Here is a 13,489-nt window from a genome sequence, read left to right on the forward strand (position 1 = left end):
TTATACCGCAGGTACAAATGCTTTTTTTTGCGTCGACAAACCATTTGCAATCACAGCTTGCTCGTAAATACGAGCTTCAGCGAGTGCAAAAGGATTAAAATACTCACCTGTGAGTTGTTCTGCAATATGAGCAATAACATTCATGTGGCACACCACTACAATACGCTCATAAGGCAACTGAGATAACCAATCAATGGCAAACTTTGCATCATCTTCAGGTTTGATTTTATCGCAAATCAGCACAGGAATATCTAAATCTTTAAAATTTTGTTGGATTCCTGCAAGCGTTTGCTGTGCACGTAACAATGGACTCACTACAAATACATCAGGTTGTACCTGCTGTTGTACAAAACGAGCTGTTTCAACCGCTTGAAGTTGACCGCGTACAGTCAATGGGCGTTTATCATCATTACCATCGAGCGCAGGTGATGCCTCTCCATGACGAACCAAAGTCAGTTGCATAATTATTTTCCTTAACTTCTAACGCTATTTTTTGATTTAGAAAACCAACTCTCAATTTTATTTTCAAGTTTCGTTAAAATTTAAGCCTATCTATAGGTCAAATAGACTTCATTTTAAACCAATCTATTTTACACTCAATTCTATTTAAACTTGATGATGTGGCAATACAAATTCAACATCACTACGATGTCCATTTTTCATCAATGAAACCGCAATATTCAATGGTGGTGCACCCTCAAAAATCACTTCATACAGCGCCATAGTAATCGGCATATAGACATCTAATTCTTTTGCACGGGCATGAACCTGCACAATAGTATTAATCCCCTCTGCCGTTTGCCCCAATTCTTGTGTCGCTTGCTCTAGCGTTTTACCCGAACCGAGGGCAAAACCCACTTGATAATTACGACTAAGTGGACTATTACACGTTGCAAATAAATCACCAACACCAGATAGCCCCAAGAAAGTCAGAGGATTTGCACCTAATTTCACTGCAAAACGACTCATTTCAGCCAAGGCACGGGTCAAAATCATACTTTTAGTATTTTCACCGACTTTATGCGCGACCGCCATTCCCATAGCAACTGCATAAATATTTTTCAGCGCACCACCCAATTCAACACCGTGCACATCATCACTACCAAACACACGAAATAATGCACTGTGTAATGCCTGTTGTACCGCATAGCGCACCAACTCAGAATCACTTGCAATTACTGTTCCTGCTGGCTGACCCGCAACAATTTCTTTTGCCAAATTTGGACCTGATAACACACCAAAAGGCACTTCAGGAAGTTCTTGCTGAATAATATCACTCATAAAGCTAAAGGTTTTCGCCTCTACACCTTTAGTCAATGACACCACCGCTTGTGACGTAATAAAGGGTTTAATTTGACGTAAAACATCTCGAAATGAATGACTCGGTATCGCGACTAAAATAATGTCACGATTTGACACTGCTTTTTCAAGATTGGACTCTGCACGCAAGCCTTCTTCCAACTGAAAACCAGGCAAATAACGCTGATTGATATGCGTTGCATTAATTTCAGTCGCAATAGTTTCGTCACGAATCCAAATCATGGTATCGCAACCATTACGCACTGCAGTATTTGCCATAGCTGTACCAAAGCTACCACCACCAAGCACAGTTACTCTTAATGCTGTTTTCTGATTGACCGCAACAGGGCTGACCAAATCTTTAAATTGTAATTCCGACATTGTTATTATCCCAATCAATCTGTGTTGGAGGACTTACAACCTCCAACCTCAAATAAAACCAAATGACATCTACATTTTGTTTTATATTATTTCAATACATCTAAAATTTAGCTTATGGCTGCCATGTCGTCACAAATTCAGCACTATCCACATCAACACGAGATGGAATCGCTTTAACAGCAGTTCCAATATAAATAATTCCCGATATTAAATCTCGATCATTCAAACCCAATTGACGTTTCAATAAAGCCGACTCTACCACGGCCCCACTACGCCAAATACTTGAAAAACCTTGTGCTTGTAATGACAATAAAAAATTCTGCACAGCGGCACCCGTACTCAAAGTCTGCTCAAAAAAAGGAACTTTGGGATGATCCTGAAAGCGAGTGACTGCAAGTACCAATAATGGCGCACGAAATGGATGACTCTTAACACGTTCAACTTGAACAGGATCAGTTTCACCTAAATCAGCAACAGCATCTGCCAACAACAGACCAAAAGCTTCTCGCTGTTCTGTCTCAATCTGAATAAAATGTGTAGGCTTTAAACGATGATGATCAGGTGCAGTCAGTGCAGCCTGAAATGCTTGTGTAAGTTGTGCTTTATTTGGCGCAGGCTCAATAAGATGCCCAATAGACTGACGTTGATGCATATTGTCATGAACAATTTGTAATTTTGAATCCACCATTACCCTATACACTGTCAATTTAAACTGATGCACAAGAGTAGCATATTCATAAAAAACTAAGCTACGTTCTACCTGTGGAAAAATGATGGCATTACCTTGTTTTCACAGTAAAACCATAGAAAACTTCAAATTTAATACATCCATACTGTTCTTTATGCATGATGCTGTGCTTAGATAGATTCAATTTCAATACATGAGTAGCAATAAGATGATGAAAAAATACATAACTATACCGTTAGGCGTTGCTGTTGTTGCTGCATTATCAGCTTGCGCATCCTCACCAACCCAATCATTAGCGATTCAAAAAGCAGACAATCAATATGAAGTCACAGGACTTGGTAAAAGTCAGATTATTGCAAAAAATAATGCCATCTCTGCAGCAAATGCAACATGCGGTAAGAAAGCAACTCCTGTTGTTTCCAATGAAAAAACTGAATACAACGGTGCATTAAAAGGTGTCTTTGATGAAGAAACAGGGAAAATGATTACTGCTGCTGCGGGCGTACTTGGCTCAGTATTGGGTACAAACACTAACATTGAGAAAGATACAGATTATCAAACTACGCTAACTTTTAGCTGCAAAGCGAATTAATTTATTAGTTAAAAATCAAATCTTTGTTTATAAATGTAGAAAACCTCTCAAAATGAGAGGTTTTTTTATACAGCATCTTATTAAAAATATAATTAAAATAAATTAGCAATAGCCTTCCAAACGTGTCAATGGTAACTTTTGACCAATCGCTTTTTCAATTTCAGGCAAATAAAATGCATCATCTTCAGACAAGAAACTAATACTCACACCCTGCGTACCCGCGCGCCCTGTACGACCAATACGATGTACATAATCATCTGATTGCTCAGGCAAAGTAAAGTTCACGACATGCGACACACCGTCGACATGAATACCACGACCTGCAACATCCGTTGCAATCATAATATTATGTTGACCATTCTTAAACTGATCGAGCATTTTCAAGCGTTTATCTTGTGCAATTTCACCTGACAACATCACTACTTTATAACCATCTTTTTTCAAATGATCATACAACTTACGCACTTGATCACGACGATTAGCAAAAATCATTACTTTTTCAATTGGCTCATCACGTAAAATATCTTGTAATAACTTATACTTATCTTTGCGCTCAACCACATACACACGCTGTTCAACATCAGCATTGGTTTTCTTTTCTGGTTCAATTTCAACTGTCACAGGCTCACACAACCACTGTCTTGCTAAGTTTAAAACATCATAACTAAACGTTGCCGAAAACAATAAAGTCTGTCGTTGCTCTTTGCGTGGTGAATAACGAACAATACGCTTAACCGATGGAATAAATCCCATATCAAGTAAGCGATCTGCTTCATCAATGACTAAAAATTCAATTTGATCTAACCACACTTCTTTTTGTTCAATAAAATCGATTAAGCGGCCTGGTGTTGCCACCATAATATCGACAAAATTCTGACTCAGTGGCTTTTTTTGCTTATCAAAATCAACACCACCGACCAATGCTTGCACATTTAAAGAACTAAATTTCACCAAATCACGAGCATCACTTTCAATTTGCATTGCAAGTTCACGCGTCGGTGCCAAAATTAAAGCACGTGGCTCACCACGAAAACGTTGCTCTTTAATTGGATTATTGAGTAAATCATTAATAATACTAATTAAAAATGCTGCTGTCTTTCCTGTACCTGTTTGTGCACGACCAATTGCATCATGACCACCCAATGTATATTTCAATACTTTTTGCTGAATGGGAGTCATTTCTTTAAACCCTAGAGCATCAATCGCTTGACTGAGTTGCGGATGTAAATTTAGGGTTTTAAAACTAGATGCCATAGAGCTGCTCTAACTGTAGTGGAGTAAATTCGAAGGGTATTATAAACAAAAAAGCCTCAACATGATATTGAGGCTTTTTTTATATTCAGTTCGAGAACCAAATATTAGTCTAAAGGCTGTACTTCTTCAGCCTGAAAACCTTTTTGACCTTGTACTACGCTGAATTCAACGCGTTGGCCGTCACGAAGTGAACGGTGACCGTCACCTTGGATAGCACGGAAGTGAACGAATACATCGTCGCCACCTTGACGTTGAATAAAGCCGAAACCTTTAGTGTCGTTGAACCATTTAACAACGCCTTGTTCGCGAGCTGTCATAAGTTAATCCTCTGTAGTGATGAAAAAGGACCACCCGGTGTTGCAAACAGCAGAGCAAACAAAGTTTCAAAATATTTTTGTATTTCAAAGCTTGTAATCATTCTGTAAAACTATTTACCAAATCCCGGTTACATCCATTCAGAATTTAGGTTTTAAAACAACAAATTAATTGCTCTATTACCTAAACACAAAACGAGCTTATCATGGGTTTATTACAATTAATAGATTTTTTTTAGATAATTATTTCCAAATATCGAATGTTAATTTTTTTCGCTCTATTTTTATGCATGATTTAAAAAGTAAATTTACAACTTTTACATATTTTTAAGTTTAGCAATGACATCTGCTTTGCTATAATTCCACACCATAAAATAGTTTTAAATTTAAGCCCAAATGACTCATCTAACCATTGATACAAAACACCCTGATTATGAAGTCGATGCAATAGGAAAGCCTTGTCCTATGCCACTTTTATTGTTAAAAAAACAATTGAAAAAAGTGTCATCAAAGCAAATCATTCTCGTCAAATCTTCCGATCCACACAGTGAAATTGATATCAGTCGCTATTGCCAATTGCATGCATTGAATATGCAAATGTTTAAGCTTTCCGACTCTGAATTTCATTACTTAATTGAATCTTAGTTATTTTCAATTTGTATATAAATGCAACACAAGCAGTTACCTTTGCATAAAAATTTACATTTTTACACTATTTCCTCTTAATTCTGCATGTTTTTGGCATTAAGATGAAGACCATTGTTAAAAAATTTGATCCGATTAAGGAGTACTCATGAGCGACAGCAGCAATCAATTGATGCCCCTGTCCTTATCTGCCCCAGGTGTTAACCTCGGGGCTTATATCAGCACGGTCAATCAAATTCCAATTCTGACCGCTGAACAAGAAAAAGAGCTTGCAGATCGTTATTTTTACGATCAAGACTTGGATGCCGCAAAAATGTTGGTAATGTCTCACCTGCGTTTTGTTGTGCATATTGCTCGTAGTTATGCGGGCTATGGACTTCCACAAGGTGATTTAATCCAAGAAGGCAACTTAGGCTTAATGAAAGCAGTAAAACGTTTTGACCCAACGATGGGTGTCCGTTTGGTGTCTTTTGCAGTACATTGGATTAAAGCTGAAATTCATGAATACGTGATTCGTAACTGGCGGATTGTCAAAATTGCGACCACTAAAGCACAACGTAAACTATTTTTTAACCTCCGTAGTCTTAAAAAATCAAGCAAAAAACTCACCCTTGAAGAAGCTAAATCAATTGCTAATGATTTAAATGTAACGCCTGAACAAGTGCTCGAAATGGAAGGTCGTTTAACTGCTTATGATGCTGCTTTTGAAGCACAAGGCGAAGATGACGATGATAATTCCACCTATGTTGCTCCTTCTTTATATCTCGAAGATAATCGTTACGACCCTGCTCGTTTGGTTGAAGAAGAAGATTATGAAGAACAAAGTAATAACGCCTTGCACAGCGCAATGGAACAACTTGATGATCGTTCACGCAATATTTTACAGCGTCGTTGGTTAGATGATGATAAATCGACCTTACATGAATTGGCCGCTGAATATAACGTGTCCGCGGAACGTATTCGTCAGTTAGAAAAAAATGCGATGGATAAAATTAAAGTAGCGATGTCGTCCAACTAAGTCATCCATCCCATTTCTAGTGAGTAAATCACTTGGTTAGAAATCTGTAAAAGAGCCTATATGGCTCTTTTACTTTATCAATTATTTAAGCAATTTTACCATGATGACAGCTCAATTTTATGTTAATGTTATGCGAAATTTTATTCAGATGAATCACGTTTATGTGGATCGGAATCTCTGCACTAAACCTCGCTTTAGCGGTAGTCTTGGGTGCTTTTGGCGCACATGGATTAAAAAAAATTGCCTCTCCTGAGCAACTCACTTGGTGGCATACCGCAACCGACTATTTTTTCTATCATGCACTTGGCTTACTTGTCTTAGGCATCATCAGTAAAGTCATTCCGCAACTTCCAATAAAAACAAGCTTTTTATTGATTCAAATCGGTATTTTCTTGTTCTGTGGCTCACTGTATATCATGGCACTTGATTTACCTCGTATATTGGGTGCAATTACTCCAATTGGCGGTGCATTGATGATTTTGGGTTGGCTCGTTCTCGCATGGAATGCCTTTAAACACTTAAAATAATTGGATGTATTGAACACTCATCTTCAATTTGCACACGTATGGACGCTATTAAATGGAACAGTTATGCAAATTTTCTTAAATGGTAAGCCACAAGAAACGTCTTGCCAAAATCTACTGCAACTCATTCAAGAACTTTCTCTCGAAGGTAAACGTTATGCCGTCGAAATGAATGAATTGATCATTTCCAAAAGTAAACTTGAATATACAGTGATTTCTGCACAAGATCGAATTGAAATTATTCAAGCTGTCGGTGGCGGCTAAAATGGAGAAAACCATGCAAGACCTCCCAAATTCATTTAATTATCAAGATTCACCTCTGATCATTGGTTCTCGTACTTTTAAGTCTCGCCTTCTTGTGGGTACAGGTAAGTATCAAGATTTACAAGAAACTGACCTTGCGATTCAAGCCAGTGGAGCTGAGATTGTTACGGTTGCGATTCGCCGCGTCAATATTGGACAACATCCTGATCAACCGAACTTATTGTCAGTGATCCCACCTGAAAAATACACCATTTTACCTAACACAGCCGGTTGTTTCGATGCCAATAGCGCTGTGCGTACTTGCATGCTCGCACGTGAACTTTTAGATGGTCATAACTTGGTGAAACTTGAAGTTTTAGGTGATGAAAAAACGCTATATCCAAACATTACCGAAACGCTTAAAGCAGCACGTACACTCATTGATGATGGCTTTGAAATCATGGTCTATACATCAGATGATCCGATTGTAGCTCAAGAACTTGAAAGTATGGGCTGTGTTGCGATTATGCCTTTAGGTAGTCTGATTGGTTCAGGTTTAGGGATTTTAAATCCACATACTATTTCCATCATAAAAGAAAATGCCAAAGTCCCTGTTTTAGTTGATGCTGGTGTCGGTACAGCAAGTGATGCTGCAATTGCAATGGAACTGGGTTGTGATGGTGTCCTTATGAACACAGCAATTGCAGCCGCACAACATCCTATTTTGATGGCATCGGCAATGAAGAAAGCAGTTGAAGCAGGTCGTGAAGCCTATTTGGCAGGTCGTATGCCACGTAAACGTATGGCGAATGCAAGCTCACCTGAAACAGGATATTTCTTTAAATAGTACTGATCCAATTCAATTGATCATCTATAAGCATCATATAAAAGGGTTCTACGGAATCCTTTTAAATTCATCAAAGTTAAATAAAAAGAATTGAAATCTACAATGATTAAAATAACCTATATACTGTTTCTTATTAGCTTTTCGTCAGTATGTTTAGCTGAACATACTCCTGCATCATTACATAAATTCATTCCGCAAAACTATGAAATCCTTTCACAATCTACTGGTGATCTCAATAATGATGGTAAAGCAGATCTTGCGATAATTATTCAACCTAAAAACTATAAAATATCTGATCGTAAACTTCTTATTCTATTCAAACAAAATAAAAGCGATAACCTGATCTTGACCAAAAAACTCCCCGAATGGACATACCCTGATCATGAAAACTGTCTACCAGATGCCTTTCAAGAACAAGCGATCAAAATTAGAAAACAAGCATTAAGTATCATTTTCAATTCAATGTCTACGTGTTCAAACTGGTATGGCTCTACAAATACTTACCATTTTAAATGGATCAATAATGACTTCAAACTCATTGGCTTTGACTATGACTTCACTCAAAAAAACACAGGAGAAGTTCATAATACTAGTATCAACTATATAACTAATAAGAGAAAAATTACTCAAAGTTCTATGCAACCTCAATCTTCTAAAGATCAAACTAAAGTCACTTGGCAACACCTCGAAAATTTGAAGTATTATACTCTACAGTCTATTCAATTTAAGCCTGAAGATTACTTCATCAATGGAATCTTAAAAGACAATCCAACTCAATAAATTATTAAATAAAAAAGCACCCAAAGGTGCTTAATCAAATATTCATAAAAGAAGTAAAGTTACCGTTACATACTTCATCAAGTTGTATTTACTGGCGTTCAATCATTTCACTGCTTTTCCAATATTCTTATTTTAACATCCAATACCAAATCCTTCACTGCATCAAAATGAGCTTTCATGTGCGCAGTTTGCATATGTACTTCAAGATGTTGCATCGTTTCCCACTGTTCATACATCACCAATGAATAAGGTACTTTTTGTTGTATAGTACTATCTCTAACAGCATCTACAACGCTATCAATATACAAATCATAACCATGACAGCCTACTTCTTGTAGAACAGTGTTTTGAATGGCTTTAAATGAACCTATAACCCTCTGTAAACTATGCTCTGAATTTGTCAAAATTTCAGCAATAACTGTAAGCATTATTCAATCATCCTAACCAAATAATGCCAATAAATGTTGACGATATTCTGTTTTATATAGCTCAACATCGGGTGCTTTAATCACATCATTTACAATAAATGTCGGTAAACCCTGCATACCTAAAAACTGATTGGCTTTATGAAAGGGTAAATAAACACCATCAACACCTACACCATTAAAAAATTGATATGGATCAGTAAAAGCATCCTTCGGTGCATTCCACGTCAATGACAGCATATATTTTTTGTCATGTATTAATCCACCTGAACCATATTTTTTAGATGCATCTGAACGGCTACGACCATCACTGGCATATAAAACACCATGCCCTTCAGTAAAAATATCATCAATATATTTTTTTACTGTCCATGGTGAGCCCATCCACCATCCTGGCATTTGATAAATAATGACATCTGCCCAGACATACTTTTGAATTTCTTCTGTAATATCATAGTCTTTATCTGTACGTGTAATTTTAATGTGATGTCCGTTCTCAACAAGCACATTATGTGCTAATTCAGTCAACGTATCATTTAATTCGCCATTGGAATGTGCAAACTGTTTTGCTCCATTGATGATTAAAATATTGCTCATGACTTTACCTTCAATCTATTCAATTTTCAGGCAATATAATGCAAAAAATTATTGAGAAAAATGCTAAAAATTGCAAAATATTATTGATTAAAATTCAACAATTAAAATAGACAGCACAATCGAAAAGTAAATCATTTATTTCATATTTCTTTCGAAGCCAATCACATCAATCATTTAAGTCAAAAAAAAAAGCACCCAAAGGTGCTTTTAACATAAAAATGAATTAAGCAATCAAACCTTCATCACGCATTGCAATTTGTACAGACTGGCGTTCTGCAACTTTATTACGCAAAGCCACAATATTGGTAAATGGTGTTAAATCATGATGAATGACCTTCGACCAATTGGTTAGCACAAATAAATATGCATCGGCAGGACCAAAACGATCATTCACCAAATAGTCATAGTCTGATTTTGCTAAATAATCATCAATATATTTCAGCATTTTATCAATGGTTGCATAGCCACGTACTTTTTCATCTTCTGTAATTTTAGGGTCAAAAAATACAGCATATTCATCATGTAATTCTGAGTTCAAATAACCTAACCATTCCAAAACCTTTGCACGTCCTAAACCCGAAGGTGGGATTAAGTCCTGCCCTGCATCATGTTGAGCAATAAAAGGAAGTACTGCGACATTTTCAGTCAAAATCAAACCCGGATTAATTTCTAAAGCAGGTACATACCCTTTTGGATTGATCTCATAATAATCTGCGCCTTTTTCTGTCTTATGTGTTTTGAGATCTACACGTTCAAGATCAAAATCGACATTAATTTCATTCAGTAAAATATGTGCCGCCAAAGAGCATGCGCCCGGTGAATAATATAATTTCATCTCTATTCCTTATTGCTTGTTATAAGTTAATTCTGTTAAATGGCTTATTGACCAATTTCAAGTTTCAAAATGTCAAACTACAAGAAAGCGTAAAACAATAAATAAGCGACTCTTTGAATATTCATTAAAATGAATTCTTTTTCAAGTCAATCTGTTCTGCTTTTTGGTTAAAAGATGCATTAACATACGCATCTTTTTAAAAATTGAATGGTTTATTGTGATCAGTCTGAAGAAACAGGAATGGTTTTCAAACATCCGAACCGATGTATTAGCAGGTTTAGTGGTTGGTTTAGCTCTCATTCCCGAGTCTATTGCATTTTCAGCAATTGCAGGTGTAGATCCTCAGGTGGGTTTATATGCATCTTTTTGTATTGCTGTAACCATTGCATTCTTTGGCGGTCGTACTGCCATGATTTCTGCAGCAACGGGTGCTATGGCATTGCTCATGGTTACTTTAGTCAAAGACCATGGGTTACAGTATTTATTTGCAACAACCATTCTCACTGGAATAATTCAAATCGTTGCTGGCTATTTCAAAATCGCTAAGTTAATGCGCTTTGTTTCACAATCTGTGGTGTATGGCTTTGTCAATGCTTTGGCAATCTTGATTCTTATCGCACAAATCCCTGAATTATCGCGGATGGATATCACAGGTTATATTTTTGTCGCATTAGGTTTGTGCATTGTTTACTTATTTCCACATCTTCCTAAAATTGGAAAACGTATTCCCTCACCTTTAATTTGTATTGTTTTACTCAGCCTCGTTGCCATGTTATTCAATGCAGACATGCGCACTGTCAGCGATTTAGGAACATTTCCCGATACTTTACCCGTTTTTTTAGTTCCTGAAATCCCATTCAATTTAGAAACATTGAAAATCATTTTTCCTTATGCCATAACATTAGCAACAGTGGGTTTACTTGAAACCATGATGACGACAACAATTGTCAATGAAGTGACTCAAACTGAAGGAGACCGACATAAAGAATGTCGTGGGCAAGGCATTGCCAATATAGTGAGTGGCTTTATGGGAGGAATGGCAGGCTGTGCCATGATTGGACAATCAATTATCAACGTTTCTTCAGGCGCTCGCACTCGCCTTTCAACGCTCGTTGCTGGTGTATTTTTGCTTTGCTTAGTGGTATTTTTTAAAGATTGGTTATCTTACATTCCTATGGCTGCTCTCGTTGCCATTATGATAATGGTCGCATTTACAACATTTAATTGGGATTCTGTCAAAAACTTTTCTAAACATCCAATGCAAAGTAATACAGTCATGATTTTGGTTGTGGTCATTGTTTTAGCAACACACAATCTCGCACTTGGTGTACTTTCAGGGGTTTTATTGTCAGCTTTATTCTTCATTAATAAACTTGAAAATGAAGTGAGGGTTCAATCTGAATTACTCAATAATACAACACGAAAGTATACAATTTCAGGGCAAATCTTCTTTAGCAGTGCTGATAAATTCTATCAATTCTTTGATTTTAAAGAGCATATCCAGAATGTAGTGATTGATCTGAACCATGCACATATTTGGGATCTTACGTCTGTCTCAATGTTAAATTCGGTTAAAAATAAATTTGAGTCATGTGGTACTCATGTTGAGATATTAGGGCTCAATACAGCAAGCCACACATTAATTGATCGGCTTCATCCTAAAGCAGAATAAAACCAAAAAATTTAATACTTTGAAGTAAAAAACAAAAAGGCGATCAAATATCAATCGCCTTTTTATATCAAATCAAATTAAAGCTTACCAACTAAAGCCTACACCTGCACCACCTGAACCATCTTCATCAGTAAACGCACCACCAACACTTAAGCTTACATTTTCACTGACAATACGTTGATAACCTATAGCAACAGCTTTTTCATCGCCTTGGAAACCTGCAGCTACACCGACTCGATTCAATCCTTTCAAGCCAGCAGTACTCGTTGCCATGTTCATCATTGCTGCTGACATCGCACCTTGACGATCAAATCGCTTATCCACCTCTTTAAAACGGCGATCCGTCTGATAACTAAAATCGGAGAAGCTACTTTCTAAAGTACTCACACGAGTATCCGTATACTCCTTCGAAGATTTTAATGTTTCAGTATTGGCTGCTTGCATTTGACGTAAATTCACCGCATCAGTCTTTTCAGTTGCATCTGCAACATTGGTGATTTGACGTTCATTTCCACTTGAGCCTACCGAAACCGTATTATCACGTGTAGATGTCGAATCATTACCCAATACCACTGAATTTTTTGCCGAGGTATTGACATTATTTCCAAGTACAAATGTATTGTCACCACTCACAGTATTATCATTACCTACGACATAACTACCATTTGCAGTCACAATATTAGGATCACCAAATGCACCTGAATTATTTCCAGAAACATTGTTCCCTACACCAACTGCAGTAGAGTTATTCCCTGACACAACAGTATTTGGACCAATTGCTGTAGAATTAATCCCCGTACCGCTCGTGTTTCCAGTACCTGTATTTATACCTAGAACTTTACGATCAGTATAAGCATTTGCATCTTTTAATACTGCTGATGTTTGCTGATCGGTATACGTATTTGCACTATTGAGTGTTGCTGAATCCTGTTGGTCTGTATACGTATTTGCACTACTCAAAGTATTAGAAGCTAGTTGATCTGTATAGCTTTTAGCATCTGTTATATTTTTAGCATCTTGTTGATCAATATAGCTTTTAAGATTGCTCTCACTTCCACTATTTTGCTGATCTACATACGCTTTTAAATTTGTTACTGAGGTTTTTAAGGTACTGATTTCAGTATTCACAGCACCAAATGTATCTCCAATATTTGAATAGCTTTTCCCTTGAATTGAGAACGTAGGTAAAGTAAATACGCCACGGCTATAAGTTGCCCCACCACCTAAAATAGATGTTATTTGCTGTGCTCCTGCCGTTGCTTGTGTAGATAACATTGCAACATTCTGATTCGTTGTAAATAACTGTCCGCCTGTTACCGCATCTTTTGAGCTTACTGTTGAAATATCACCATTTTGTAAATTGGTAATTTTCGTA

The 13,489-nt window shown here is 36.9% G+C and carries 17 protein-coding genes; 8 read left to right on the plus strand and 9 right to left on the minus strand.

Features of this window, described 5'->3' with window-relative positions; all coding sequences use genetic code 11:
- The 3 genes from ACK1JC_RS15320 to ACK1JC_RS15330 form a co-directional block, all read right to left on the minus strand.
- Nucleotides 1-462: a SixA phosphatase family protein gene (locus tag ACK1JC_RS15320; RefSeq protein ID WP_409512737.1), complete on the minus strand. Its 462-nt coding sequence runs from the start codon at nucleotides 460-462 to the stop codon at nucleotides 1-3.
- Between the two features lie 144 nt (nucleotides 463-606).
- Nucleotides 607-1,680 carry an NAD(P)H-dependent glycerol-3-phosphate dehydrogenase gene (locus tag ACK1JC_RS15325; RefSeq protein WP_409512738.1) on the minus strand — a complete coding sequence of 358 codons (1,074 nt, stop codon included), beginning with the start codon at nucleotides 1,678-1,680 and terminating at the stop codon, nucleotides 607-609.
- 112 nt (nucleotides 1,681-1,792) lie between these two features.
- Nucleotides 1,793-2,368, minus strand: coding sequence for a nitroreductase family protein (locus ACK1JC_RS15330; protein ID WP_409512739.1), 576 nt, complete (start codon nucleotides 2,366-2,368; stop codon nucleotides 1,793-1,795).
- Nucleotides 2,369-2,579: 211 nt separating this feature from the next.
- On the opposite strand from ACK1JC_RS15330, the gene ACK1JC_RS15335 reads away from it, so the two are divergent.
- Nucleotides 2,580-2,960 (plus strand): hypothetical protein, encoded by a 381-nt coding sequence (locus ACK1JC_RS15335; RefSeq protein ID WP_409512740.1) that lies wholly within the window; start codon nucleotides 2,580-2,582, stop codon nucleotides 2,958-2,960.
- Between the two features lie 102 nt (nucleotides 2,961-3,062).
- On the opposite strand, the gene rhlB is transcribed toward ACK1JC_RS15335, so the two are convergent.
- Both rhlB and ACK1JC_RS15345 read right to left on the minus strand, forming a co-directional pair.
- Nucleotides 3,063-4,214, minus strand: coding sequence for an ATP-dependent RNA helicase RhlB (rhlB, locus tag ACK1JC_RS15340; RefSeq protein WP_409512741.1), 1,152 nt, complete (start codon nucleotides 4,212-4,214; stop codon nucleotides 3,063-3,065).
- Nucleotides 4,215-4,318: 104 nt separating this feature from the next.
- Nucleotides 4,319-4,531 carry a cold-shock protein gene (locus tag ACK1JC_RS15345; RefSeq protein WP_409512742.1) on the minus strand — a complete coding sequence of 71 codons (213 nt, stop codon included), beginning with the start codon at nucleotides 4,529-4,531 and terminating at the stop codon, nucleotides 4,319-4,321.
- Nucleotides 4,532-4,924: 393 nt separating this feature from the next.
- On the opposite strand from ACK1JC_RS15345, the gene ACK1JC_RS15350 reads away from it, so the two are divergent.
- From ACK1JC_RS15350 to ACK1JC_RS15375, 6 genes are all read left to right on the plus strand, one after another.
- The gene (locus ACK1JC_RS15350; RefSeq protein ID WP_409512743.1) at nucleotides 4,925-5,173 is read left to right on the plus strand and encodes a sulfurtransferase TusA family protein; all 249 of its coding nucleotides are present in this window, start codon (nucleotides 4,925-4,927) and stop codon (nucleotides 5,171-5,173) included.
- Nucleotides 5,174-5,321: 148 nt separating this feature from the next.
- Nucleotides 5,322-6,191, plus strand: coding sequence for an RNA polymerase sigma factor RpoH (rpoH, locus tag ACK1JC_RS15355; protein ID WP_409512744.1), 870 nt, complete (start codon nucleotides 5,322-5,324; stop codon nucleotides 6,189-6,191).
- Between the two features lie 161 nt (nucleotides 6,192-6,352).
- Entirely contained in the window at nucleotides 6,353-6,718 is a 366-nt protein-coding gene (locus ACK1JC_RS15360) for a DUF423 domain-containing protein (RefSeq protein ID WP_409512745.1), read from the plus strand.
- 63 nt (nucleotides 6,719-6,781) lie between these two features.
- Entirely contained in the window at nucleotides 6,782-6,979 is a 198-nt protein-coding gene (thiS, locus tag ACK1JC_RS15365; RefSeq protein ID WP_409512746.1) for a sulfur carrier protein ThiS, read from the plus strand.
- A 13-nt stretch (nucleotides 6,980-6,992) separates the two neighbouring features.
- A complete protein-coding gene (locus ACK1JC_RS15370; RefSeq protein WP_409512747.1) occupies nucleotides 6,993-7,805 on the plus strand; it encodes a thiazole synthase in 813 nt (270 codons plus the stop codon).
- 102 nt (nucleotides 7,806-7,907) lie between these two features.
- Complete coding sequence (locus tag ACK1JC_RS15375) at nucleotides 7,908-8,585, plus strand: hypothetical protein (RefSeq protein WP_409512748.1); 678 nt, start codon at nucleotides 7,908-7,910, stop codon at nucleotides 8,583-8,585.
- A gap of 107 nt (nucleotides 8,586-8,692) precedes the next feature.
- Here ACK1JC_RS15375 and ACK1JC_RS15380 read toward each other — a convergent pair whose 3' ends face one another.
- The 3 genes from ACK1JC_RS15380 to ACK1JC_RS15390 all read right to left on the minus strand — a co-directional run bounded on the left by ACK1JC_RS15380 (nucleotide 8,693) and on the right by ACK1JC_RS15390 (nucleotide 10,442).
- Nucleotides 8,693-9,013 carry a putative quinol monooxygenase gene (locus tag ACK1JC_RS15380; RefSeq protein ID WP_409512749.1) on the minus strand — a complete coding sequence of 107 codons (321 nt, stop codon included), beginning with the start codon at nucleotides 9,011-9,013 and terminating at the stop codon, nucleotides 8,693-8,695.
- Between the two features lie 12 nt (nucleotides 9,014-9,025).
- The gene (locus ACK1JC_RS15385) at nucleotides 9,026-9,607 is read right to left on the minus strand and encodes an NAD(P)H-dependent oxidoreductase (RefSeq protein ID WP_409512750.1); all 582 of its coding nucleotides are present in this window, start codon (nucleotides 9,605-9,607) and stop codon (nucleotides 9,026-9,028) included.
- A gap of 223 nt (nucleotides 9,608-9,830) precedes the next feature.
- Entirely contained in the window at nucleotides 9,831-10,442 is a 612-nt protein-coding gene (locus tag ACK1JC_RS15390) for a glutathione binding-like protein (RefSeq protein WP_409512751.1), read from the minus strand.
- A 217-nt stretch (nucleotides 10,443-10,659) separates the two neighbouring features.
- Between ACK1JC_RS15390 and ACK1JC_RS15395 the strand changes: the two genes are divergently transcribed.
- Nucleotides 10,660-12,114: a SulP family inorganic anion transporter gene (locus tag ACK1JC_RS15395; protein ID WP_409512752.1), complete on the plus strand. Its 1,455-nt coding sequence runs from the start codon at nucleotides 10,660-10,662 to the stop codon at nucleotides 12,112-12,114.
- Nucleotides 12,115-12,198: 84 nt separating this feature from the next.
- Here the strand turns inward: ACK1JC_RS15395 and ACK1JC_RS15400 are convergent.
- Nucleotides 12,199-13,489, minus strand: a 1,291-nt coding sequence (locus tag ACK1JC_RS15400) for a YadA-like family protein (protein ID WP_409512753.1), incomplete at its 5' end; no start/stop codon positions are given.

This window comes from Acinetobacter sp. TY2, from assembly GCF_046269225.1.
In the GTDB taxonomy this organism is placed as follows: Bacteria; Pseudomonadota; Gammaproteobacteria; order Pseudomonadales; family Moraxellaceae; genus Acinetobacter.

What these genes read in the sequence shown, in the direction of transcription:
- rpoH (WP_409512744.1), top strand. Translation starts at nt 5,322, where the DNA reads ATGAGCGACAGCAGCAATCAATTGATGCCCCTGTCCTTATCTGCCCCA.
- ACK1JC_RS15380 (WP_409512749.1), bottom strand. Translation starts at nt 9,013, where the DNA reads ATGCTTACAGTTATTGCTGAAATTTTGACAAATTCAGAGCATAGTTTA.
- rhlB (WP_409512741.1), bottom strand. Translation starts at nt 4,214, where the DNA reads ATGGCATCTAGTTTTAAAACCCTAAATTTACATCCGCAACTCAGTCAA.
- ACK1JC_RS15350 (WP_409512743.1), top strand. Translation starts at nt 4,925, where the DNA reads ATGACTCATCTAACCATTGATACAAAACACCCTGATTATGAAGTCGAT.
- ACK1JC_RS15330 (WP_409512739.1), bottom strand. Translation starts at nt 2,368, where the DNA reads ATGGTGGATTCAAAATTACAAATTGTTCATGACAATATGCATCAACGT.
- ACK1JC_RS15360 (WP_409512745.1), top strand. Translation starts at nt 6,353, where the DNA reads ATGTGGATCGGAATCTCTGCACTAAACCTCGCTTTAGCGGTAGTCTTG.
- ACK1JC_RS15375 (WP_409512748.1), top strand. Translation starts at nt 7,908, where the DNA reads ATGATTAAAATAACCTATATACTGTTTCTTATTAGCTTTTCGTCAGTA.
- thiS (WP_409512746.1), top strand. Translation starts at nt 6,782, where the DNA reads ATGCAAATTTTCTTAAATGGTAAGCCACAAGAAACGTCTTGCCAAAAT.
- ACK1JC_RS15370 (WP_409512747.1), top strand. Translation starts at nt 6,993, where the DNA reads ATGCAAGACCTCCCAAATTCATTTAATTATCAAGATTCACCTCTGATC.
- ACK1JC_RS15320 (WP_409512737.1), bottom strand. Translation starts at nt 462, where the DNA reads ATGCAACTGACTTTGGTTCGTCATGGAGAGGCATCACCTGCGCTCGAT.
- ACK1JC_RS15390 (WP_409512751.1), bottom strand. Translation starts at nt 10,442, where the DNA reads ATGAAATTATATTATTCACCGGGCGCATGCTCTTTGGCGGCACATATT.
- ACK1JC_RS15335 (WP_409512740.1), top strand. Translation starts at nt 2,580, where the DNA reads ATGAAAAAATACATAACTATACCGTTAGGCGTTGCTGTTGTTGCTGCA.
- ACK1JC_RS15385 (WP_409512750.1), bottom strand. Translation starts at nt 9,607, where the DNA reads ATGAGCAATATTTTAATCATCAATGGAGCAAAACAGTTTGCACATTCC.
- ACK1JC_RS15345 (WP_409512742.1), bottom strand. Translation starts at nt 4,531, where the DNA reads ATGACAGCTCGCGAACAAGGCGTTGTTAAATGGTTCAACGACACTAAA.
- ACK1JC_RS15325 (WP_409512738.1), bottom strand. Translation starts at nt 1,680, where the DNA reads ATGTCGGAATTACAATTTAAAGATTTGGTCAGCCCTGTTGCGGTCAAT.